The sequence below is a fragment of the Streptomyces flavalbus genome (assembly GCF_042674625.1).
In the GTDB taxonomy this organism is placed as follows: Bacteria; Actinomycetota; Actinomycetes; order Streptomycetales; family Streptomycetaceae; genus Streptomyces; species Streptomyces flavalbus.
The window spans coordinates 2722941-2745985 of record NZ_JBHTEB010000001.1; the positions used below are offsets into that span (position 1 = coordinate 2722941).

Below are 23045 nucleotides of genomic sequence, written 5' to 3' on the forward strand. Positions count from 1 at the left end.
TCCGGCTGACCCTGCGGGCAATCTACGCGACGCAGGGCGGCCACCGCGACCGGCTTTGATCTTGGCGGAAGTGTTCGGGGCGGAATTCCACAAACAGGCTCGCACGCGCGTGCGTGCTAGGATCCCGCGTGCTGGTCGCAGTAGTTGAGGAATGTTGGGCTGTTTCAATGCGACTGCCAACACATGAGTTTAACCTCTGCTCCGTTGCGACTGCTTTTCTCCGTCAAAGCAGAGGACAGAACATGAAGCGCATTCTCATACAGGCGGGTAACGACCCCTTCAGCGTACCCACGCTCGAAAGCACCCTGGTGCGCAACCACATCCGGGGCAACGTCGGCAACCTGATGTACACGAATGCCGCTTACAAGCACCTTTATGTGCCGGGCAAGACGACGATCCAGATCGACACCACACCCTTCGCCGAACTCTCGGTCGCGGACGCCGGTCGAATCAACGCCGAGTGCGACATCTTCGTCATTCCCATGGCGAACGCCTTCAAGAAGAAGTTCGTCCGGCACCTCGGCATCCTGGCCGACCTCATCAAGAAGCTCAAGGTGCCGGTGGTCGTGATCGGCGTCGGCGCCCAGGCGACCCTGAGCTACGACACCGAATTCCTCGCGCCCGTCAACTCCGCCGTGAAGCGGTTCATCGGCGCCGTCCTGGACCATTCCGCGTCAATCGGTGTTCGCGGTGAGTTCACCAAGCGTTACCTCGGCGAACTGGGCTTCAAGGACGTCGACGTCATCGGCTGCCCGTCGGTGTACTTCCGCGGCCCGAAGTTCCGGATGGAGAATCCCGTCGGCCGGGCGCTGCCCGAGAACGCCAGGATCGGGCTGTCCACCGCCCTGCGGCTCGCCAACGCCGAGCACGCGGCGGCGATCAACGCCGCCATCCTGGAGCAGCACCCCGACCTGACGTACTTCGCGCAGGAGAGCCGGGACCTCAACACCCTGTACTGGGGCGACACCTCGGTGGTCGGCGGGCGGCACGCGCCCATGCCCGACTTCGCCTCCCACCCGCTGATGCGCTCGGCGGACGTGTGCCTGCCGCTGGAGCCGCACAGTTGGATCGACGTGCTGAAGGAGTACGACTTCGCCGTCGGCACGCGAATTCACGGCAATATCGCCGCGCTGGCCGCCGGAACTCCGGCGTATGTGTTCGCCCATGACTCGCGGACCCTTGAGCTGGCCCGGTACCACCACATCCCGCACAAGGTCCTCACCGACATCCCCGCCGACGTCAATGTCGCGAAGCTCTACGCCGAGACCGACTACTCGGCGTTCAACGAGCACTATGACGAGGGTTTCCAGCGGCTGCTCGCCTTCCTGACGAAGAACGGTTTCCAGAACGCCTACGAGCACGGCGACGGCGGCGCGGAATACGACCGGAAGGTCGCCGCCACGCGGTTCACCGAGCCGTACCGGCGCACCGAGCACCACGACGAGGCCGATCTGTTCTTCCGTATGACGCTGCTTCGGGAACAGCTCGTGGACTCGACGGCCAAGGCGGAGAAGAAGGCTGCCGCCCAGGCCGCCCGCATCAAGAAGCTGGAAACGCAGATCTCCGAGCAGGAGGACCGCCTTTCCGCGATCGAGGCCCATGTGAAGGGCGGAATCGCCGCCCGCCCGCGCGGCATCATGAAGCGGCTCTCCTCGAAGTAGGCCGAGGAAGTAAGCCGAGGCTGCTGAAGCAGCACGAAGGCCGGGCACCGCATCCGCGGTGCCCGGCCTTCGGCGTCAGACGGTGGGTGTCACCCCGCGGGGTCGACCAGGCCCACCACCAGGTCCGCTGGGTCGGCCTGCTCGCCGGAGTCGGAGCCGTCGGACTGCTGGTAGGCCGAGGCCTCCACCGAGTCGGGCATGTTGAAGGAGTCGGTGCGCTGCGAGGGGATCACCACCGGCCGGTGACCCTCACCCGGCCCCTCGGCCAGCTCCGCCCGGCCCTTCTCGGCCAGCGCGAGCGCGGCGGCGTTGAACCGGGCCATGGAGGTCGGCCGGTCGGGGCCCAGCACGTACTCCTTGAGCGTGCGGCGGCTGTCCGCCATCGGGTCGTGGCGCGGCTCGCGCACCGACCGCAGGATCTCCGGCAGCCGCTCACAGGCGCTGTCCAGCAGGTACGCGCCGCCCGCGGTGGTGTACGCGGCCCGGAACTCGTCGTCGGGGAGGTCGTGCGCGTTGGTCAGCACGTACGGCTTGAGGCTGGCGACGAAGTCGGCGACCACGGAGGAGACGTCGCTGATGAGGATGTCGGCCTGGTTGAAGCACTCGTACAGCGTCGGCAGCCGCTTGAGGATGACGTGGTGGCGGGCGGCGGCGTGGCTCTCCCAGAAGACGCGGTGCCACTCGTCGTTGAGGTCCTGCCACTCGGTGCCGCCGTCCCGGTCCGGAACGCGGGCCAGACGGGTCTGCTCGGCGTCGTCGCCCTCAGCCTGCCCGGCGAGTTCGTCGAGCCGGTCCTCGATCTGCTGGAGCCGGGTCCGCGCGGCGGCGATGGCGGCCTCCGCCTTCGCGCCGCCGTGCCGGGCGTTGTCCGCCTGGAGCATCTCCTTGATGGCCTGGTCCGCGGCGGCGGCCTCACGCGAGCGCTTGCCGGTGAGGGGGTGCGGCTTGTAGATGACCCGCACGTTCTCCTGGAGGAGCTTCTCGACCAGCGTCACGCCCATCGGTATGAGCGAGGTGTGGCAGTCGTCGTCGCTCCAGCCCTCCCAGGTGGGCGCGTACAGGACGACGGGCTCGGGGCCCGGGGTGTGGTCGGCGTGCAGCTTGATGGGGGCTAGCTGCGGACGGCCCACCTCGACGATGGCGCTGTCGCTGATGGCGTGCCGGACGCGCTGGTAGCGGTCGCGGCCCGCGCGGCCGGCCACCCAGATCTCGTCGTACACCTTGCTGACGCGGTTGCTGCTGGCGAGCTTGTCGCTGTCGCCGTGCCCGATGAAGACGTGCTTGGCCTCGGCGACGCGCAGCATGTGCACGTTCTTGCCCGCGTTGCCCGGGTAGAGGACGACCCGGACCTCGGGCAGCTCCAGCTTGGCCACGTCGTCCGCCTTCGGCACACAGACGACGGGAATCCAGGTGCGGCTCAGATAACGGAACGACGCGCGCTCCCGCAGGATGATCAGCGGGCGCATGTCGAGCTGCTCCAGCGTCTCGATCCACATGTTGACCTGGTACATGAAGTCCCGGGACACCGCGGCGAAGCTGAAGTAGAGCGCCACCTCGGGCCGGTACCCGGCGAGCTGCTCGTTGAGGGCGGCGATCATCTCGTCCGGTCCCGGCGTCCGGGTCGCCCGGCGGAGCTGCCACAGCAGGGCCACCAGCGCCAGCGCCGCCAGCGCGGTCATCGCCGCGAACCCGGCGTAGGCGGGGTACACGCTGTCCACCACCAGCGCCGTCAGCAGCCCGGCCTGCGCTGGCACGTCGAGGTGGAGGAGCTTGCGCAGGAAGCGTCGGTAGAGCGTGGCGGGCGGCTGCTTCGGTATGCCCGCGCCGCTCATGTCGAGGTTGCGGACCATCACCGGCAGCGTCCTGCGCACGCGGATGGCACGGTGCACGGCCGAGTACATCATCACGATCGCGAAGTGGACGCTGAACGCGGCCAGCCCGACCACCAGCACCGTGGCCGACGCGCCCATGCGCTGGGCGAGGGCGAGGAGCATGACCATGCGGGCGGCGAACCGCATGGTGCGGGTGAGTTGCAGCGACGCCAGTCGGCGGATGAACCCGGGAGCGCGGGAGTGCAGCATCTCGTCCGTGACGTAGCTCACGGCAGCCGCGGCGACGAAACCCCACAGCGACGGCAGCAGCGCGAACACGGGCAGGGCCGCGAAGCTGGCACCGAACAGGAACACCAGCAGAAGGTCGGCCTTCCCGCGCACGCGCAGGACAGTGCACAACCAGCGGATCATCATGGGCAAGGATTCCTCTTCAAGGTATACGTGCGGCAGCGCGGGTGCCGCGGTACTCCTGTTTCGACGTGCGAGGGAGGCCAAAGGTTGTACATCACCGCGACAGACCAAATCTACCTTCAGTTAGGGGAACCGCTACCCTCGCCCGGCCCCGCCGCCGCCCCGTCAGGAGGGCCGTACGGGCTTCGCCGCGGGCTTCCGCTTGCCGCGGTAACCGGGCACGGAGCGCGCCTCGGACGGCTCGGCGAGGTACACGGCGTCCGGTACCCGCGCCCACCACTTGCGGAAGTACGGGTAGGCGAGGTAGACCCGGGTGCCGCCGTCCTCCAGGTGGGCCTCGGGCTCCTTCTCCGCCGCGACGAACTCCACGACCGCCGGGAGCAGGCGGTGCCGTCGCTCGGCGACCAGGTGCAGCCGTAGCCGCTCGTGGACCTTGAGGCGGCGGGCGACGCCCTCGGTCCAGTAGGCGTCCAGCAGCGGACCGGCGAGTTCGAGCTTGTGCCGCCTGACCTCCTTGCTGTCCTCCAGGTACCGGGGCCCGAACTGCGGCAGCAGGGTGACGCGGAACGGCCGCACCATGAGCAGGTCGCGCCGCTCGCCCTCGGGGACGTGCTCGGCGATCAGCCGCATCAGGGCGCGGGCGGAGTCGAAGCGCGGGAGGTAGCCGCCGGTCTTCGTGACGTGCTTGCCGTCGCTGCGGCCCACCAGGTAGTAGCAGGTGTAGTCGGCGACCACGGAGACGCCGTCCGCCCTGAGGTACGCCTCCATGGTGAACAGGGCGTCCTCGCCGGTCCACAGCGACTCGTCGAACCGCATACCGTGCCGCTCCAGCAGGGAGCGGCGGAACAGCTTCTGCGCGCTGAGCGTGTACTTGATGTTGGAGGAGAAGACGTCGACGCGCTCCTCCGTCCGGCGCCACATGGACTGGGGCGCGTTGCGGTTGACGCCCTCGACCCGGCCGAGCACGACGTCGGTGCCCGCCCGGTCGCCCATGGCCACCAGCCGCTCCAGCGCCTCGACGCCCAGCCGGTCGTCGGCGTCGAGGAAGAAGACGTAGCGTCCGGTGGCGAGGCCGAGGCCGACGTTGCGCGGGCCGCTGGGGCCACCGGAGTTCCGCTGCCGGAGCACCCGCACCGGCATGGCCGCGCGGGCGGCGAACTCCTCCAGGTACTCCCCGGTGCCGTCCGTCGACCCGTCGTCCACGGCGATGACCTCGAAGCGCTCCGGGCCGATGCTCTGCGCCTCGACGGAGGCCAGGCAGTCGATGAGGTACGGCATGGCCTCGTACGCCCCGATGACCACCGTCACATCCGGCTGCGTGCCGCTCACGTGTCCCCCTCGTCAACAGGAGTTCCCTCCTGCGATCCCTTCTGGATACCTCCCGGATACCTCCTAGACGGACGGATCGGACGCCGCGTTGCACCGCCCCCACAACGGTGACTGAGATCACAACAGGCTCCGCGGCCGCACATGTTTCAGCCCCCGAGGACTGGTCCCCGGGGGCTGGAGCGACTGGTCAGCCCGCCGCCACGCCGTCCGCGGGTTCGGCGGTGTCGGCCTCCTCGGGCGCCTCGGTGGCCTGCGCCGCCGCCCGGGACTCCTGGCCGAGGTTGCGGGTGCGCGCCTTGAGGGCGAGTTGCGCCACCGCCGTGTTGAACTGCTCGATCGAGGTCGGCTCGTCCGGGCCGAGCAGGTACCGCTTCAGCTCCTTGCGGTCCTCCGCGAGCGGGTCGGCGGCGGGGTCGCGCACCGCGGCCAGCAGTTCGTCCAGTTCGGTCGCCTTGTTGGTGAGGATCACCGCCGCGCGGACCGCGGTGTTGCGCCGCTTGAACTCCTCGGCGCCCAGCTCCGCGGAGTCCGTCACCGCGTACGGCTTGCCGCTGGCGATGAAGTCGGAGACCACGGAGGAGATGTCGGAGACCATCGCGTCGGAGACGTTGAAGCAGTCGTACAGCCGCGGCTCGGGGCCCGTGATGACCCGGTGCTCGAAGTCGGGGAAGGAGCGCCAGTAGGCGTCGTTCCACTCGGCGCGCAGCCGGGCGATCTCCGCGTGCTGCGCCACGTCGGTCAGACCGTCCCGGGTCGCCACCGCCTCGTCGCCCTTCTCGGTGCCGTTCCCGGTCAGCTCCGCGAGCCGCGCCTCGACGCGGGCCAGCTCGGCCTGGGCGGCGGCCAGCTCGGCGGCGTCGGCCTGGAAGCGCTCGTCGGCCAGGCGCTTGGCGGCGGCCTTCTCGATCAGCGCCGTGATCCGGCGGTGCGCGGTCCTGGCGGCGGAGCTGCGGGTGCCGGTGAAGGGGTGCGGCTTGTACAGGACCCGCACCGGGGGGTCGGCCCTGAGCAGTTGGCGGACGATGTTCTCCCCGGCGCGCAGCAGGGAGGTGTTGCCGGGGTTGTCGTCCCAGCCCTCCCAGGTGGGCGCGTACAGCACGGTCGGCATCCGGCCCTCGGGCACGCCCTGCCAGCCCTGGATCGGCGCCAGTTGCGGGCGGCCGACCTCCACGATGGCGTCGTCGCGGACCCCGACGTCGGCGATGGCGTACCGGTCGCGGCCCGCGCGCCCGGCGGTCCACACCTCGTCGTACACCTTGCTGTACGGGTTGACGCTGGCCACCTTGTCGCTGTCGCCGTGGCCGATGAAGACGTGCTTCATGGTCGGTACGCGCAGCAGGTGGATGTTCTTGCCGACGTTCGCGGCGTACAGCGCGACCCGCACCGTGGACAGGTCCAGGTTCATCAGGTGGACGCCGCCGGGCACGCAGACGACCGGGACGGTGGTGGGCGCGAGCCGCTCCAGGACGGCGCGCTCGCGCAGGATGACCAGCGGCCGGGTCTCCAGCCGCTCCATGGTCTCCAGCCACATGTTGACCTGGTACACCGCGTCCTTGGAGCCCGAGAAGTACAGCACCGTCTCCGGCCGGTACTCCCCCAGCCAGTCGTCGACGGCGCCGAGGATCACGCTGGGGCTCGGCGGGATCTTCGCCCCGCGCACATAGGGCGCCAGCGCGGCCACGTACCCGCAGCCCGCCAGCAGGGTCACGCCGATGCCGAGGAAACCGACCGCCGCGGAGTCCAGTTCGGCGGAGAGCAGTATGCCCGCCACCGCCGCGACGTCGAGGTGGAGCATCTTCTCGGCGGAGCGGTGCAGCAGTCGTCTCGGCGGCGCGTCGGGGATGCTGACCCGGGTGGTCAGGTCGATGTTCCGGGTGGCGACCGGCATCTTGCGGCGGTTGCGGATGAGCGTGACCAGGGCGCCGTGCGGTGCCTGGAGGGCGTAGAAGGCGATGAAGCAGGCGATGGCGCCGTAGTAGATCAGGTCGTCCGCGAGGGAGAGCCGCGCCAGGAGCAGGACCAGGAGCAGTTGCCGGATCAGGAAGCGGATCGACAGACCGGCACGCACTCTGCTCAGGCAGCTGATCAGGTAGCTGCCCTTGCGGTGCAGGTAGTGGTCAGAGAGGTAGGTCGCGACAGCCGCGACCGCGAAGAGGGGGACGCTCGGAATGAGCGCGGCCAGCATGAGGCAGCAGTAGCCCAACATCATGAGGACCGCCGCGGCCAACTCGGCCGCGCTGCCCACCCGGGCGACGCGAATAGCGGTGGATATCACGGAGAACCTGCTCTTGGAGGGGATGCCGGTCTTTTGTGACGGTGCCAGCTCAGGATGTGAATAATATGAGAAATGTGGCTTAGGACGGATTCAGGCCCCTGCGGGCCCTCAGCGCCGAGCGGCGGCGAGGAACCCACAGAGGCCTGAAAGACGAGGCTCTATTGCGGCGATTATTACACGTCGTCGTGACGGTCGAGCACCAGCGCCAACGCCTGCTCGAAACCGGACGCCTTGTTGGCGCTGGCCGTCGGGTCCTGCTGGCGGACGTCGATCACGTGTCCGGTCAGCTCGGAGAGCAGCACGTCCAGCGAGGTACGGGCCACCGCCTCGGACGACAGCAGGCTGCCCGCGGGCTCCTGGCCGAACGCCTTGGTGCGCATCGGGGTGGCGGTGCGCTCGGGGTTGACGCAGTTGACGCGGATGGAGTCGCCCGCCCACTCGTCGGAGAGCGCCTGGGTGAGATTGACCATGGCGGCCTTGGTGGAGGAGTACAGGCTGTACTCGGCGCGCCCGCGAGTGTAGCTGCTGGAGGTGTAGAGCAGGAGCTGGCCCTTGGTCTCCGCCAGGTACTTGTACGCCGAACGAGCGATCTGCACCGGGGCCAGGTAGTTGACCTTCAGCGCCTCCTCGATGGTGGCGTTGTCGGTCTCCGCGAGCTTGCCGATGCGCAGCACGCCCGCGGTGTTGACGACGTAGTCGATCCGGCCGGTCTCCGCGTACGCCTTGGACAGCGCGTCGTCGACCTCCTCGGGGTTCTCCACGTGGGTGCCGGTGGTGGAGCGCCCGAGGGCGTAGACCTTGGCGCCGTAGGACTCGGCGAGTTCGGCGATGTCCTTGCCGATGCCGTAGGAGCCGCCGAAGACGACGAGCGTCTTGCCGGTGAGGAGTTCGCGGTAGACCTCCTCGCCGTTCTGCTCGGGCGTGGCGGTCGAGGCGAGCTGGAACAGCTTGTCGGCGATGAAGACGTCGACGGGCTGGGTGACCTTCATGTTGTACTCGTCACCCGCGACGACGTGGATCGGCACGTCCGGCAGGTACTTCAGTACGACGGAACAGTCGTCCGTGGCCTGGAAGTTGGGGTCACCGGAGGCGACCTCGTAGGCGCGGCGGATCGTGGACAGCTTGAACGCCTGCGGCGTCTGGCCGCGGCGCAGCCGGGAGCGGTCCGGGATCTCGGTGATGAACTCGCCGTCCTCGCCGTGGGTGCGGGTCACGATGATCGTGTCCGCGGACGGGATCGCCACGTCGACGGCCTGGTAGCGCTCCAGCGCCGCCACGCAGTCGTCGATGACGCGCTGCGACAGCAGCGGCCGTACGGCGTCGTGGAAGAGGACGTTGAGGTCCTCGCCCTCGGCCAGGCCCTCGCCCAGGGCGGTGATGGCGCGCTCGGTGGTCTCGTTCCGCGTGGCGCCGCCCTCGATGATCCTGCTGACCTTCTGGAACCCGGCCTTGGCGACGATCTTCTCGATGTCCGGCACGTAGCCCGGCGCCATCAGGACGATGACGTCGTCGATGGAGTCGGCCTTCTCGAAGGTGGTCAGGGTGTGCTCGATGACTGCCTTGCCGGCGATCTTCAGCAGTTGCTTGGGGATCGACAGACCCACCCGCTGGCCGGTGCCACCGGCCAGGATCACTGCGGTGGTACGGGGCTTGGCTATGTGCTGGGACACAGGTGACCTACCTTGGGGCGTCAGGGAACGGGGAAATGGTCCCACTTCGGGTTACCGAGATGCAAGGTGAGTGCCCCCCAGCGCATATGTGCGCGCAACCTGTCATTCACCTTGCACCTACGGTGATTGACGCCGGCTTCCGCGGACGCCGCCGCGGACGCTGTGAGTGACCGCACAGGGCTCCGGCGCCGGAGGCGGTGGCGCGGCCCGCGCTCAGCGCAGTCGCAGCCGCTTGAGGCAGCGGTGCCCGACCACCCTGACCAGCTCCTTCGTCGGCGTCTGGTGCACGGTGCGCGGCCGGGGCGCCTGCCTGGGCGGGGCCACCGGCTTCGGCGGGGGCGTCGCCACCACCGCGGCCAGCGCCCCGTACAGCGCGTGGGCGGCGGCCTCCGGCGCGAGCCTGGCCGCCCCCTCCGGCCGCCGTTCGGCGCGCTGTTCCGGCACCTCGGACAGCAGCGCGACATCGCCGACGACCCGCACGCCCGTCCCCTTGATCCGCTCGGCCATTTCCGCGCCGATGCCCGCGGCGGCCTCGACGGCCCAGCGCGGTGTGAAGATCTTCACGTCTTCCGGTGTGGGGGCGTACACGTTTTTCATGTGCATGACGGCGCCATACCGGATAAGGCGCGAATACAGCTGCTCAGGGAGTCCATGTGCGCGGAATTCCACATTGAGGTGCCGGAGCATTTCGGTCTCGGCCAGACTGAGGGAACGATTCGCCGTATCGACCGCCGGTCGCAGGACATGCTCCGGAAGTCCGAGGAGTCCCTCGAACGTGCGCATCAGACCGTCCCGGTCGCGGTCGTCGACCACCACGACCGTCACCCGCTCCGCGCCCAGCGCCCGCACCCACCGCTCGACCAGCCGGTCATGCCGGTGCCGACGCCAGAAGCTCGGGTTGGGCTTGTCGTAGGGCGGCTTGCGCAGCATGTGCTCCAGCCAGTCCTCGTAGCCCATCCGCAGCCCGTTCTGCACGTACTGCTGCCACTGCGAGGGCATGATCTTCGCCAGCGGGCGCAGGGTGACCAGCACGTGCACCCGCTCCCGCCCGCCCAGTTCCTCGATGACGCGCGCGACGGTCCCGTCGTCCTCGGCGTCGGCGAAGAACTCGCTGCTGACCACCGACGTGCGCGCACCACTCGCCCGCACCTGGTCAAGCAGCCGCGTCCACTGCTCCGCCCGGGGCCTGGCGTCACCCATCATCCCGGGCCTGGCGCAGGCGGCCAGGACGGCGCCCATCGGGTGCCGACTGTCGGCGGGGAAGACCACGCCGTGCTCCGGAAGCCGGTCCCTGGCCGCGAACAGGGCTCCCTGAACAGCGGTGGTGCCCGTTTTGTGCGGACCTATGTGCAACAGCCGGGTTCCTGGAGGCAGCGGGGTCACCCGGGCAGGCGACGCTGCCGCCGAGCGGTTCGGCTGGGCAGGAACGGCGGGCAGCGGGGCGGCCCCGCCGTTCACTCGTACTTCGTCTTCCGTCCAGTCTGTGTCCATGGGCACCGGATGGTAGGAGACGACTCTGAGTCCTGACTGAGAAGTACCAGGGGCGGGTGAGTCCGCCGGGCCCGCACCACGTGAGCCCGGCGATCCGGTCAGAACGGCTCGAAGTCGTCGAACTCGCGCTGCGCGTCGTCGCGTTCGGCCTGCCGGTCGCGGCGGCGCTGCGCCGCCGGACGCTGCTCCTCCAGACGGTGGTCCTCACCGCGGCGGCCCAGCATCTCCGCCCCGGCCATCACCGTCGGCTCCCAGTCGAAGACGACCGCGTTGTCCTCGGGACCGATCGCGACGCCGTCCCCGGCCCGCGCGCCCGCCTTCACCAACTGCTCCTCCACCCCGAGGCGGTTGAGCCGGTCGGCGAGATATCCCACGGCCTCGTCGTTGTTGAAGTCGGTCTGCCGCACCCAGCGCTCCGGCTTCTCACCGCGCACCCGGAACAGCCCGTCCTCCTCGCGTACGACGGTGAAGCCCGCGTCGTCCACGGCCTTGGGCCGGATGACGATCCGCGTCGCCTCCTCCTTCGGCCGCGCGGCACGCGCCGCCCCGACCAGCTCCGCGAGGGCGAACGACAGTTCCTTCAGCCCCATGTGCGCCACCGCCGACACCTCGAAGACGCGGTAGCCGCGCGCCTCCAGGTCGGGGCGGACCATCTCGGCGAGTTCCCGGCCGTCCGGTACGTCGGTCTTGTTCAGCACGACCAGCCGCGGCCGGTTGTCCAGACCGCCGTACTGCCGCAGCTCCTCCTCGATGACGTCGAGGTCGGAGACCGGGTCGCGGTCGGACTCCAGCGTCGCCGTGTCCAGCACGTGCACCAGCACGCTGCACCGCTCCACGTGGCGCAGGAACTCCAGGCCCAGCCCCTTGCCCTGGCTGGCCCCGGGGATCAGTCCGGGCACGTCCGCGATGGTGTAGACGGTCGAGCCCGCGGTCACCACACCGAGGTTCGGCACCAGCGTGGTGAACGGATAGTCGGCGATCTTCGGCTTGGCCGCGCTCAGCACCGAGATCAGCGACGACTTGCCCGCGCTCGGGTAGCCGACCAGCGCCACGTCGGCGACGGTCTTCAGCTCCAGTACGACGTCCCGCAGGTCCCCCGGCTCACCGAGCAGCGCGAACCCGGGCGCCTTGCGGCGGGCGGAGGCCAGCGCCGCGTTGCCGAGGCCGCCCCGGCCGCCCTGCGCGGCGACGAACGACGTGCCGTGGCCGACCAGGTCGGCCAGCACGTTGCCCGCCTTGTCCAGCACGACCGTGCCGTCCGGCACCGGCAGCACCAGGTCCTGGCCGTCCTTGCCGGAGCGGTGGCCGCCCTCGCCGGGCTTGCCGTTGGTGGCCTTGCGGTGCGGGGAGTGGTGGTAGTCCAGAAGCGTCGTCACGGACTGGTCGACGGTGAGGATGACGTCGCCGCCCCGGCCGCCGTTGCCGCCGTCCGGGCCGCCGAGCGGCTTGAACTTCTCACGGTGGACGGAGGCACAGCCGTGGCCTCCGTTACCCGCGGCGACGTGCAGCTCGACGCGGTCCACGAAGGTGGTCATGGGATGTGCCTCCAGTTACGTACGCAATGTCTTGGCGTGAGTGCCTTGGGTGTAACACGCGAAAGGCGGACCCGCTTCCCCGGAGGGAAGTGAGGTCCGCCTCGCGCTGGTGTCCGGTCAGACTGCTCAGGCGACCGGGACGATGTTGACGACCTTGCGGCCCCGGCTGGTGCCGAACTCCACCGCACCGGCCTGGAGGGCGAACAGCGTGTCGTCGCCACCGCGACCGACGCCGGAGCCCGGGTGGAAGTGGGTGCCACGCTGGCGGACCAGGATCTCGCCCGCGTTGACGACCTGACCGCCGAAGCGCTTCACGCCGAGGCGCTGAGCGTTGGAGTCACGACCGTTGCGGGTGGACGATGCGCCCTTCTTGTGTGCCATCTCTCCTCAGTCCCTTACTTCGCAGCCGCGGGGATCTCAGTGACCTTGATCGCCGTGTACTGCTGGCGGTGGCCCTGACGACGGCGGTAGCCGGTCTTGTTCTTGTAGCGCAGAATGTCGATCTTCTGGCCCTTGTGGTGGTCCACGACCTCGGCCTGGACCTTGATACCGGCCAGCACCCACGGGTCGCTGGTCACGGCGTCGCCGTCGACGACGAGCAGGGTCGAGAGCTCGACCGTGTCGCCCACCTTGGCGGTGGAAATCTTGTCAACCTCAACGATGTCACCGACAGCAACCTTGTGCTGGCGGCCACCGCTGCGCACGATGGCGTACACGCGGATCTCACTCTCTCGCTCGGGAACGGCACCCCCGCAGTCCAGCCACCCGACCGAAGCGGACGGCCTCTCCCGGCCCACCGGAACACCGGGCGCCCGGGAGGAAGAGGTTTACGGGGATGTGGCGTGTCTCTGTGGACGGACATGCCGACGGTCAAGGTTACGGGGCCGCGGCCGAACGGGTCAAACCGGGCCCGGCTCCCCGGGTGTGCGGCCGGTCACGCCGCCCGCACACCCGAGGTGACCAGGGGGTCAGCCCTCGTCGGTGGTGGCCGAGACGGAAGACACAGAGGACACGGCCTGCTCCGCCGCCGCGGTCTTCTTCGTGGCGGTCTTCTTGGCCGCCGTCTTCGCCGCCTTCTTGGCCGTCGTCTTCTTCGCCGCCGTCTTCTTGGCGGCGGTCTTCTTGGCCGTGGTCTTCTTCGTGGCGGCCTTCTTCGCCGTGGCCTTCTTCGCCGTCTTGCGGGCCGTCTTCTTGGCGGCGGCCTCGGCTTCGGGGGCCTCGGTCTCGGAGGTCTCGGCGGCCTCGGGGGCTGCCGGGGCCTCGGGTGCCTCGGTGACCGGTTCCGCCGTCTCCGTGGGGACGACCATGACGGCCGCCTCCTCCGAGGCGGTGGGCGCGGTGGCCTTGCGCACGGCGCGGCGGCGCGGGCGGGCGGGCGGCGCCGGGGTCTCCGCGGCGGGCTCGGCCGGGGCCTCGGGCTCCGGGGCGACCGGCGTGTCCTCGGCCGACGGCGCGGGCTCGGTCACCGTCACCACGGCCGCCTCCGCCGCCGTCGGCGAACCAGCAGGGGCGGACGCCCTGCGGGTCGCCCGGCGCCGGGTACGGCCCTTGGGCGCGGCCTCCTCGACCGTACGGCCCTCGAAGACCGGGTCCTCCACGGCGACCGGCTCGGCCTTGATCTCGGCGGCGCCCTCCGGGGTGACCGGACGCGCGACCTCCTCCGCGACGGTGACGTCCTGCGCGGTCGGCGCCGCCGCCTCGACGACGGCCTCCTCGGCCCGGGTCTCCGCCTTGGGAGCGCCCGCCGGGGCGGACGCCCGACGGCTCGCCCGGCGCCGCGAACGCCCGCGCGATACCGCGGCCTCCGCCTCGGCGACGCTGCTGTACAGCTCCTCGTCCGGCGCGAACTCGGGGGCGGGCAGCGCCACCGGCTCGGCGACCTCGGCGGCGACCTCGGCCTGCGACTCGGCCTCCGCCTCCTCCTCGGCCGTCACCGTCTCCGCGGCGACCGCGGGCTCCTGCTCGGCCGCACCGGCCCGCGCCCGCTTCTTGCGCTTGCCGCCACCGCCGCCGCCCGTACCGGCGACGTGGTCCAGGTGCACGATCACACCCCGGCCGTTGCAGTGCACACAGGTCTCGGAGAACGACTCCAGCAGCCCCTGCCCGACCCGCTTGCGGGTCATCTGCACCAGCCCCAGCGAGGTCACCTCGGCCACCTGGTGCTTCGTGCGGTCCCGGCCCAGGCACTCCAGCAGGCGCCGCAGCACCAGGTCCCGGTTGGACTCCAGCACCATGTCGATGAAGTCGATGACGATGATGCCGCCGAGGTCGCGCAGCCGGAGCTGGCGGACGATCTCCTCGGCCGCCTCCAGGTTGTTCCGGGTGACGGTCTCCTCCAGGTTGCCGCCCTGGCCGGTGAACTTGCCGGTGTTGACGTCGATGACGACCATCGCCTCGGTCCGGTCGATCACCAGCGAACCGCCGCTGGGCAGCCAGACCTTGCGGTCCAGCGCCTTGGCGAGCTGCTCGTCGATCCGGTACGTGGCGAAGACGTCGACCTCGCTCGTCCAGCGCGTCAGCCGCTCGGCCAGGTCGGGCGCCACGTGGGAGACGTACCCGTGGATGGTCGACCAGGCGTCGTCACCGCTGACGATGACCTTGGTGAAGTCCTCGTTGAAGATGTCGCGCACGACGCGGACGGTCATGTCCGGCTCGCCGTACAGCAGGCTCGGGGCGTTGCCGCTCTTGGCCTTCTTCTGGATCTCCGCCCACTGCGCCTGGAGCCGCTCGACATCGCGGCGCAACTCGTCCTCGCTGGCGCCCTCGGCGGCGGTGCGCACGATGACGCCCGCGTCCTCGGGGACGATCTTCTTGAGGATGGTCTTCAGCCGGGCCCGCTCGGTGTCGGGCAGCTTGCGGCTGATGCCGGTCATCGAGCCCTCGGGCACGTACACGAGGTAGCGGCCCGGGAGGGAGACCTGGCTGGTCAGACGCGCGCCCTTGTGCCCGATCGGGTCCTTGGTGACCTGCACCAGGACCGACTGGCCGGACTTCAGGGCGGACTCGATGCGGCGCGGCCCGTTGGCCATGCCCAGCGCCTCGAAGTTCACCTCACCGGCGTAGAGCACGGCGTTGCGGCCCTTGCCGATGTCGATGAAGGCGGCCTCCATCGACGGCAGCACGTTCTGCACCTTGCCCAGGTACACGTTGCCGACGTACGACGTCGACTGCTCCTTGTTGACGTAGTGCTCGACGAGCACGCCGTCCTCCAGGACGCCGATCTGCGTACGGTCGCCGTACTGGCGGACGACCATCACGCGCTCGACGGCCTCGCGGCGGGCCAGGAACTCCGCCTCGGTGATGATCGGGACGCGACGGCGGCCCTGCTCACGGCCCTCGCGGCGGCGCTGCTTCTTCGCCTCCAGACGCGTGGAGCCCTTGATGGACTGCACCTCGTCGGACGGCTCGGCCTGCTTGCGCGGCTCGCGGACCTTGACGACGGTGCGCTCGGGGTCGTCGGCGGACGGCTCGGCGTCGGAGGAGCTGTCCCCGGCGCGACGGCGACGACGGCGACGACGGCGGGTGCTGGAGGTGGAACCCCCGGCGTCCTCGCCCCGGCCCTCGGCGTCCGCCTCGTCCTCGTCCTCCTCGACCTGCTCGGCGGTGTCCTCGGCGTCCTGCGCGGCCTGCTCGGCGGCGGAGCCCTCGCCCTCGCCGTCGGCACCGTCACCGGCCTCGCCCCGGCGGCGGCGACGGCCACCCCGGCGACGGCGGCGGCGCGAGCCGGTCTCCTCGCCGTCGTCCTCGCCCTCGTGCTCGGCGGAGTCCTCGGCCTCCTCGGGCTCCTCCTCCACGGCGGGCGCGGCGGCCTCGGCGGGCTGCGCCTCGGCCTCGTCCGCGGCGCCCCGGCGACGGCGACGACGGCGCGAGGGGGTCTGCTCCTCCACGGCCTCGGCGGGCTCGGTGGTCTCGGTCGTCGCGGTGGGCTCCGCGACCTCGGGCTCCGGCTCCGCCTCGCCCTGCTCCGCGGCCTCGGCGGCGGCTTCGGCGGCGGCCCGCTGCGGCGTCTGGAACTGGAACTGCGGCTCGGTGAAGACCGGCGGCTGGAACACGGCGACGGCGGGCCGCGCGGGGCGGCGCGGCGACTCGGGCTCGGCGGCGGGCTCCTCGGGGGCCTGCGCCGCGGGCTGCGCGGGCTCGGCGAAACCGGTCGCGGCCTTGCGCACGCTGCGGCGGCGGGCCCGGCGCGGCGCGGCCGCCTCGGAGACGGCGACCTCCTCGCTCTCGGCCTTCGGGGCGGCGGCCCGCTCGGCGGTGCTGCTGGGCTCGGTGACGGTCTTCTCCTCGCTGGTGCTCGGCTCGACGGCGGCCTGCTCGGCCGTCGCGCCGGTGGCCGCGGGCTCGGCGGCGGCCTCGGCGGCGGTCTCGGCGCCCGCGTCGGCGGCGGCCTCGGCGTCGTCCGTGCCGGTCACCGGGGCGGTCGCGCGCCGGGTGGCGCGACGCCGCGTGCGGCGCGGGGCGGGCTCTTCGGCGGGGGCGGGGGCAGGGGCGGGGGCCTCAGCCGCAGCCTCCGGCTTCTCGGCGGCCTCGGCCCGCTTGGCTTCCTCGGCCTTCTCGGCGGCAACAGCCGCCTCAGCGGCCTCCGTGGCCTCAGGCGTCGTCTCGGCTGGCGCGGACACCTTCCGCGTCGCCCGGCGCCGCGTACGCGGGGCGGGCGCGGCCTCCGCCTCCGGAGCGGCGGCGGCCTCAGCCGGGACCGTCTCAGCGGTCTCAGCGGTCGCTACGACCTCCGCGGCCTCCGGTGCCCCGGCGGGCGCGGACACCTTGCGGGTGGCGCGGCGGCGGGTGCGCGGGGGCGCGGGCTCCTCGGCGGGCGCCTGCGCGGCCACCGGTTCGGCGGCGGTCCCCGTCGCGGCGGGGGCCTCGTCGGCCGGGGCGGTCGCGGGGAGTACGGTCTCGGCGGCCTCCGCCGGTGCCACGGCCCCGGCGGGCGCGGACACCTTCCGCGTCGCCCGGCGACGGGGACGCGCGGCGGGCGCGGGCTCGGGTTCCGCGGCGGCGGCGACCTCGGTCTCTTCGGTCTCCTCGGCCACGTCCGTCACGTCGGCCTCCGGTTCGTCCGCCGCGATCGCGGCGGCCTCCGCGGCCGGTATGGCCGGGGCGACGGTCTCCACCGGGGTGTCGGTGGCGGCGACGGGCGGGCCCGCCGGGCGGGACGCGGCACGGCGTCGGCGGCGCGGCGGCAGGGTGTCGCTGGGGGTGTTCAGTTCGGAACCCTCGGTGGGCTCGGTCGGCTCAAGCATCCGGGCGTTTCTCCCGTCAGGCTCCCGGGCGCCGCACCTGGTCCGGCGTGGTGCCGGTGACGTCCGCGGCTCGCGCGCTGCGCGTGTGCCGCCGTCCGGGGCGCGGGCGCCGCTCGGGAGCTTTCTGTGTCCTGTCTCGCCGGTTCCGTACGCCGTGTTGCGTACGGCCTGGCGAAAGTCTTGTGGTCGGTGCGCTGCCCGACCCAGGTGGCTCCCGGATCCGAGGGCGGCGCTTCGACGTCCGTCCTTACGCGGGACCTTCCTTACCCGGGCGCCTTCGCGGCGGCAGCGGGTGCGGCCGTCGAGAGGGCCGCCGCTGCGTCGCGGTCGGGCGCGAGCGGGTCGGTCACCGTGCCGGTCTCTTCATCGAACAGCCCCTGCGCCAGCCTGGTCACCGCTGCGGGGACCGGCGGCGCCAGGTCGGCCACGGCGCGGAGACCGGACAGGACGTCGTCGGGTCGTACGGCAGGCGTCACGTGCCGAACAACCAGCCGCAGTATCGCACAGGGCTGGTCGCTCGGCCTATCAGCCCGCGAACTGTGCGTTTCCGTGCTGTCCGCGCCGGGTGCGCCCGGAGCGGAGTGGCTCTCCAGGCTGACGACGGCCGGGCGGGCGTCGAAGGTGCGGACGCCGTTCTTGGTGAGGCGCTGGACCTCGACCGTCCCGGCCGCGTTGAAGGCGTCCACCGCGCGGCGGGCGTCCTCGGCCGGGACCCCGGTCAGCCGCAGCTCCCACACGGAAGCCGTCAGCCGGTCCGCCAGCCCCGAGGTGCGGGCCTCGACCGCCTCGATCACGTCGAGCCCGGGGGGCAGCGACTCGTCGAGGAGGGCGCGCAGCCGCTCGGGGTCGCGCGCTTCGGTGAGGGCGATCTCCAGGTACTCCGCCTCACTGCCCGTGCCGGTGGGTGCGGCATTGGCGTACGACACCTTCGGGTGCGGGGTGAACCCCGCCGAGTACGCCATGGGCACCTCGGCGCGGCGCAGCGCACGCTCGAAGGCGCGCTGGAAGTCACGGTGGCTGGTGAACCGGAGGCGGCCGCGCTTGGTGTAGCGCAGTCGGATGCGCTGCACCGCTGGTGCGGGCGGCGGGCCTTCGGGCTGTCGCTTGCCCAGTGTCCTTGTCCTTCGTGAGAGCGGTCGTACTCCTACCAAGAGTACGTGTCCCGTCCCCGGGAGGTTCCCGCCGGTCTGTTCCCCGGGAGGTTCGCCGGGAGGTTTCCCGCCGGTCCGCCCGCTTTCCCGCAAGACCGATTCCCGGGCGCCCCCGACCCACTACCCTGAGCGACCCTGGCACTATCGGGGGGAATGGTGGGGGCGATGCGGATCCGACTGCTGGCCGAGGGCGACGAGCGGGCGTTGACGGAGCTGCGGGCGTGGCTGGGCCGCGATCCCGGCACGGCGGGGGTGCCGGTCGAGACGGTCACCGGCGACGGCCCGACCATGAACGTCCTTGAGGCGCTCGACGTGATCCTCGGCAACGCGACGAACCTCGCGAACTTCGCCGTCGCCTACGCCACCTGGCGCTCCACCCGGCCCGCCGCCCTGGCCCCGCCCGGCGCGCGCACCCTCGTCCACGGGGACACCACGGTCGACATCGGGGACCTCACCCCCGAGGAGCTGGCCGACCTGCTGCGCCGCCTCCAGGACTGACCATGGAGCTGGAGCAGAGCGGATCGCGCGCGGTCCTCTTCGGCGTCCACGCCTACCAGCACCTGCCCAACCTGGACGGCGTCCGGCACAACGTGCCCGCGTTACGGGACCTGCTGGTCGCGCGGGACGTCGGCCTGTTCGCCGGGGAGCACTGTGTCGCCGTACCCGCCAACAGCACCCCGCAGGTGCTGCTGGACGCGGTGCAGGACGCCGCCGACCACGCCGAGGACCTGCTGCTGGTGTACTACGCCGGGCACGGGCACTTCGGGCGGGACGGGCGCGGGCTGCTGCTCGGCACGGAGGCGTCGCGCCCGGACCGGCCGCACCACTCGGTGGCGTACGACGAGATCCGCGCGATCGTCGCGGGCTCGCGCGCCCGGCACCGGGTCGTGGTCGTCGACTGCTGCTTCAGCGGCGCCGCCCTGCACATGGACGGGCGGCCCGACGAGACGCCCGCGGCGAAGGCGCCGGTGTTCGACATCGAGGGCGCGTGCGTGCTGACGTCGGCGGCGGAGACGGAGCGGTCGCTGTGCCTGCCCGACGGGAGCGTGTTCACGCGTGAGCTGGTGCGGCTGCTGCGGGACGGGCTGACCGGGGAGCTGTCCGACGGGCGGCGCGGCGAGCAGCTCACGGTGCTGACCGTGGCCGACGTGTACGAGGTGCTGCGGGAGCGGCTCGCCGGTCGCACCGTCGAGGGGTTCGCCGTACCCCTGCCGAGGATGAGCACCCGGGACGGCGGCCACCGCATCCCGCTGGCCGCGAACCGCGCCTACACCCCGCCGACCCCGGGCACCCCCACCGCCGCCGAGCCCACCACGGCCCCGCTGTCCACGGCGTACGCCACCACCCCGTACTTCACCGGCCGGGCGGCGGAGCTGACCGCGCTGGAGCGGACGGCCGTGGAGCAGACCGCGGCGGTGTGCGTCGTGCACGGGCGCGGCGGGCAGGGCAAGACGGAGCTGCTGCGGGCGCTCGCGGCCCGCACCACCCACCTCTTCCCCGGCGGCTGCCTGGAGATCGACCTGCGCGGCTGGACCCCCGGCGAGCAGCCCCGCGACCCCTACATGGTGATCGCCGAGCAGTTGCACCACATGGGCCACGCCCCCGAGGACGTCCCCGCCGACCTCACCGCGCGCGCCGAGACCTGGCGGCTGTTCCTCAAGCAGAACCCGGTGCTGCTCCTGCTGGACAACGCCCGCGACGCCCGTCAGCTCGCCCCGCTGCTGCCCTCCGCGGGCTCCCCCAGCGCGGTGATCATCTCCAGCCGCTCCGAGCTGCCCGAGGTCAACGCGCACCAGCGGATCGAGCTGCCGCCGCTCCAGCCCGCGGACTGCGTCGCCGTCTGGCACAAGATGGGCATCCCGCAGGACACCGGACACCTCGACGAGATCGCCGACCGCATCAACGGCAGCCCGCTCGCGCTGGGCCCCATCGGCACCCGGCTGATGCACGGCGCCTCCCCCACCGCCGTCCTCGCCTCCCTGACCGGGCCGCACCGCTATGCCACGTTCCCCAGCGTCGACACCGCCGAACGCGCCGCGTTCACCACGGCGTACGCCTCCCTCGACGCCGATCTGCGCCATCTGATCCACCACTGCGCCTGGCACCCGGGCCCCGACTTCGGGCCCGACTCGCTGGCCGCGATGGCCGACCGCCCGGAGCACGAGGTGGAGGTCCGGCTCGCCGAGATCGAGCAGCTCCTGATCCGCAAGAACGGCCGCCACAGCCTGCACGACCTCAGCCTCAGCTACGCCCGGGAGACGGCCGCCCACCACACCACCGGGGAGGAGGCCACCGCCGCCCGGGACCGGCTCTACACCCATCTGCACAGCGGGCTCAAGCGGGCCAGGGACGTCCTGCGCACCACCCGCACGAGCGACGACGGCGAGGTGCGCGAGGCACGCCGCTGGCTCGACACGCACGCCCAGGAACTCCAGGCCGCGGCCCGGTCGGCCGACGCGGACGTCTGGCCGCAGAGCCCGGACTTCCTCACCGACCTCGCCCGTTCCCTCTACTTCGACGACCGATACATCGAGTCGTGGGAACTCCTCCAGACCGTGCTGGGCACGACGGTCCCGGACTCCGCCCGGCACGCGGAGGCCACCAAGGGCATCGGGGACATCCACCGCGTGCAGGGCAACTACAAGGAGGCCGCCGAGTCCTACGAGAAGGCGCTGGGCCTGTACGAGGCGCTCGACGACCGGCTCGGCCAGGCCAACGTCATCGACGACCTCGGTGACATCCACCGGGTCGAGGGCCGCTTCGAGGAGGCCAGGGCCGCCCATGAGCAGGCGCTGGCGATCTACCGCGAGATCGGTGACTCGCTCGGCCAGGCCAACACCACCAAGGGCCTCGGCGACGTCCACTACGCGCAGGGCCGCTACGACGAGGCGGTCGCCGCCTACCAGGACGCCCTGGCCATCTACCGCGACAACGGCGCCCTGCTCGGCCAGGCCAACACCACCAAGAACCTCGCGGACATCCACCGCTTCGAGGGCCGCTACGACGAGGCCGCGCAGTCCTACCACGAGGCCCTGGCGACCTTCCGCACCCTGGGCGACCGGCGCGGCCAGGCCGACGCCCACGCCGGTCTGGGCGACCTGCACGAGGTCCAGGGCCGCCCGGAGGAGGCGGCGGCGGCCTACGACACCGCCCTGACGACGTACGAGGCGATCGGGGACCGCCGCGGCCAGGCCGACACCTACGTCAGCCTCGGCTTCCTGCACCAGTCCCAGGGCCGCTACGCCGAGGGCATCGCCGCGTACGACAAGGCCCTGGCCGTCTACGAGACCGTACGCTCCCTGATCGGCCAGGCCACCGCCCACGTCGGCCTGGCGGGCGTCCACCAGGCCGAGAACCGCCTGGACCGCTCCGCCGACGAGTTCCGCACCGCCCAACGCCTCTACACAGAGGCCAACCTCCCCGCGGGCGCGGCCCTGTGCAAGCAGGCCCTCGACTTCCTCACCGGGGCCAGCGAGGAACCCGAGGGCCCACAGGACGACTAGGGTCCGTCTTCAAACGGATCTTGCCCAGAGTAGGAGCGATGCGAGGGTGACCGCCGCTTCGTAGGAGGTGGCGGTCTTGTCGTATCGGGTGGCGATGCCGCGGAAGCCCTTGAGCCGGTTGAAGCAGCGCTCGATCACGTTGCGCCGCCGGTAGGTCTCCCGGTCGAACCCTGGCGGTCGGCCGCCTTGGCAACCGCGCCTCAGCCGGTGCCGTCGCTGGTCGGTTTTCTCCGGAATGGTGTGCGCAATGCCGCGTTTTCGCAGGTAGGCGCGGAAGCTGCGGGAGCTGTAAGCCTTGTCTGCGATGACCTGGTCGGGCCTGCACCGAGGCCGGCCCAGGCCGGTGCGGGGAACACGGATCCGTTCCAGCAGAGGGCGTGCACAGACACTGTCGTGGCGTTGGCCGGGCGTCACCAGGATCGCGAGCGGGCGGCCCTTGCCGTCGCAGGCGAGGTGGACTTTGGTGGTCAGTCCGCCGCGGGATCGGCCGAGGGCGTGATCGTCCGGTTCGTCCTGCTGGTGCCGCCCCCTTTTCGGCCCGTGGCGGCGGCGTGCTGGTGAGCGCGGACGATGGTGGAGTCGATCTGGACCAGCCAGTCGATGTCGCCGGCCGCGTCCGCCTGGGCCTGGATCTGCTGCAGAGCCCGGGTGAACACCCCGTCCAGGGCGTAGCGGCGGAAGCGGGTGTAGACGGTCTTCCACGGCCCGTAGCGTTCCGGCAGGTCACGCCAGGAGATCCCGGTGCGGATCTTGTAGACCATCCCGTTGATGACCTGCCGGTCCTCCACTCGAGGCCGCCCCGTCGCGGCCCGGGGTATCAGCGGAACGAGCAACTCCCACTCCCGGTCGGTGAGTTCATGACGACGTACCACAACACCATGATCTACCACCCAGATGATCTTTGAAGACAGCCCCTAGAACTCCCGCCCTATCCCGCGTTCTTC

General features: G+C 71.4%; 14 protein-coding genes. 3 read left to right on the top strand and 11 right to left on the bottom strand.

Annotated features, from left to right (window positions below; translation table 11 throughout):
- Nucleotides 1–242 precede the first annotated feature (242 nt).
- Nucleotides 243–1661, top strand: coding sequence for a polysaccharide pyruvyl transferase family protein (locus ACFQZ6_RS12155; RefSeq protein ID WP_381607564.1), 1419 nt, complete (start codon nucleotides 243–245; stop codon nucleotides 1659–1661).
- An 89-nt stretch (nucleotides 1662–1750) separates the two neighbouring features.
- On the opposite strand, the gene ACFQZ6_RS12160 is transcribed toward ACFQZ6_RS12155, so the two are convergent.
- The 10 genes from ACFQZ6_RS12160 to ACFQZ6_RS12205 form a co-directional block, all read right to left on the bottom strand.
- Nucleotides 1751–3874, bottom strand: coding sequence for a CDP-glycerol glycerophosphotransferase family protein (locus tag ACFQZ6_RS12160; RefSeq protein WP_381607566.1), 2124 nt, complete (start codon nucleotides 3872–3874; stop codon nucleotides 1751–1753).
- Nucleotides 3875–4069: 195 nt separating this feature from the next.
- Nucleotides 4070–5233: a glycosyltransferase family 2 protein gene (locus tag ACFQZ6_RS12165; RefSeq protein WP_381607568.1), complete on the bottom strand. Its 1164-nt coding sequence runs from the start codon at nucleotides 5231–5233 to the stop codon at nucleotides 4070–4072.
- A 187-nt stretch (nucleotides 5234–5420) separates the two neighbouring features.
- Nucleotides 5421–7508: a hypothetical protein gene (locus tag ACFQZ6_RS12170; protein ID WP_381607570.1), complete on the bottom strand. Its 2088-nt coding sequence runs from the start codon at nucleotides 7506–7508 to the stop codon at nucleotides 5421–5423.
- Between the two features lie 173 nt (nucleotides 7509–7681).
- A complete protein-coding gene (locus tag ACFQZ6_RS12175) occupies nucleotides 7682–9178 on the bottom strand; it encodes a D-ribitol-5-phosphate cytidylyltransferase (protein WP_381607572.1) in 1497 nt (498 codons plus the stop codon).
- A 213-nt stretch (nucleotides 9179–9391) separates the two neighbouring features.
- The gene (locus tag ACFQZ6_RS12180; protein ID WP_381607574.1) at nucleotides 9392–10669 is read right to left on the bottom strand and encodes a hypothetical protein; all 1278 of its coding nucleotides are present in this window, start codon (nucleotides 10667–10669) and stop codon (nucleotides 9392–9394) included.
- Nucleotides 10670–10767: 98 nt separating this feature from the next.
- Nucleotides 10768–12204 (bottom strand): GTPase ObgE, encoded by a 1437-nt coding sequence (gene obgE, locus ACFQZ6_RS12185; protein ID WP_381607576.1) that lies wholly within the window; start codon nucleotides 12202–12204, stop codon nucleotides 10768–10770.
- 126 nt (nucleotides 12205–12330) lie between these two features.
- The gene (gene rpmA, locus ACFQZ6_RS12190; protein ID WP_351064556.1) at nucleotides 12331–12585 is read right to left on the bottom strand and encodes a 50S ribosomal protein L27; all 255 of its coding nucleotides are present in this window, start codon (nucleotides 12583–12585) and stop codon (nucleotides 12331–12333) included.
- A gap of 14 nt (nucleotides 12586–12599) precedes the next feature.
- On the bottom strand, nucleotides 12600–12920 hold the full coding sequence (gene rplU / locus ACFQZ6_RS12195; protein ID WP_004931419.1) for a 50S ribosomal protein L21: 321 nt from the start codon (nucleotides 12918–12920) through the stop codon (nucleotides 12600–12602).
- Between the two features lie 252 nt (nucleotides 12921–13172).
- The gene (locus tag ACFQZ6_RS12200; RefSeq protein ID WP_381607579.1) at nucleotides 13173–17447 is read right to left on the bottom strand and encodes an Rne/Rng family ribonuclease; all 4275 of its coding nucleotides are present in this window, start codon (nucleotides 17445–17447) and stop codon (nucleotides 13173–13175) included.
- Between the two features lie 263 nt (nucleotides 17448–17710).
- On the bottom strand, nucleotides 17711–18517 hold the full coding sequence (locus ACFQZ6_RS12205) for a TIGR03936 family radical SAM-associated protein (protein ID WP_381607581.1): 807 nt from the start codon (nucleotides 18515–18517) through the stop codon (nucleotides 17711–17713).
- A gap of 246 nt (nucleotides 18518–18763) precedes the next feature.
- Here ACFQZ6_RS12205 and ACFQZ6_RS12210 point away from each other — a divergent pair, with 246 nt between their 5' ends.
- Together ACFQZ6_RS12210 and ACFQZ6_RS12215 are read left to right on the top strand one after the other, a co-directional pair.
- Nucleotides 18764–19096: an effector-associated constant component EACC1 gene (locus tag ACFQZ6_RS12210; protein ID WP_381607583.1), complete on the top strand. Its 333-nt coding sequence runs from the start codon at nucleotides 18764–18766 to the stop codon at nucleotides 19094–19096.
- Between the two features lie 2 nt (nucleotides 19097–19098).
- Nucleotides 19099–22101 carry a caspase, EACC1-associated type gene (locus ACFQZ6_RS12215; protein WP_381607585.1) on the top strand — a complete coding sequence of 1001 codons (3003 nt, stop codon included), beginning with the start codon at nucleotides 19099–19101 and terminating at the stop codon, nucleotides 22099–22101.
- A 9-nt stretch (nucleotides 22102–22110) separates the two neighbouring features.
- Here ACFQZ6_RS12215 and ACFQZ6_RS12220 read toward each other — a convergent pair.
- Nucleotides 22111–22973 (bottom strand): IS5 family transposase gene (locus tag ACFQZ6_RS12220; RefSeq protein ID WP_381607587.1). Its coding sequence is split into 2 segments (ribosomal slippage): nucleotides 22111–22604 and nucleotides 22604–22973, totalling 864 coding nucleotides; the frame shifts between segments, so codons are not numbered across the junction.
- Nucleotides 22974–23045 lie beyond the last annotated feature (72 nt).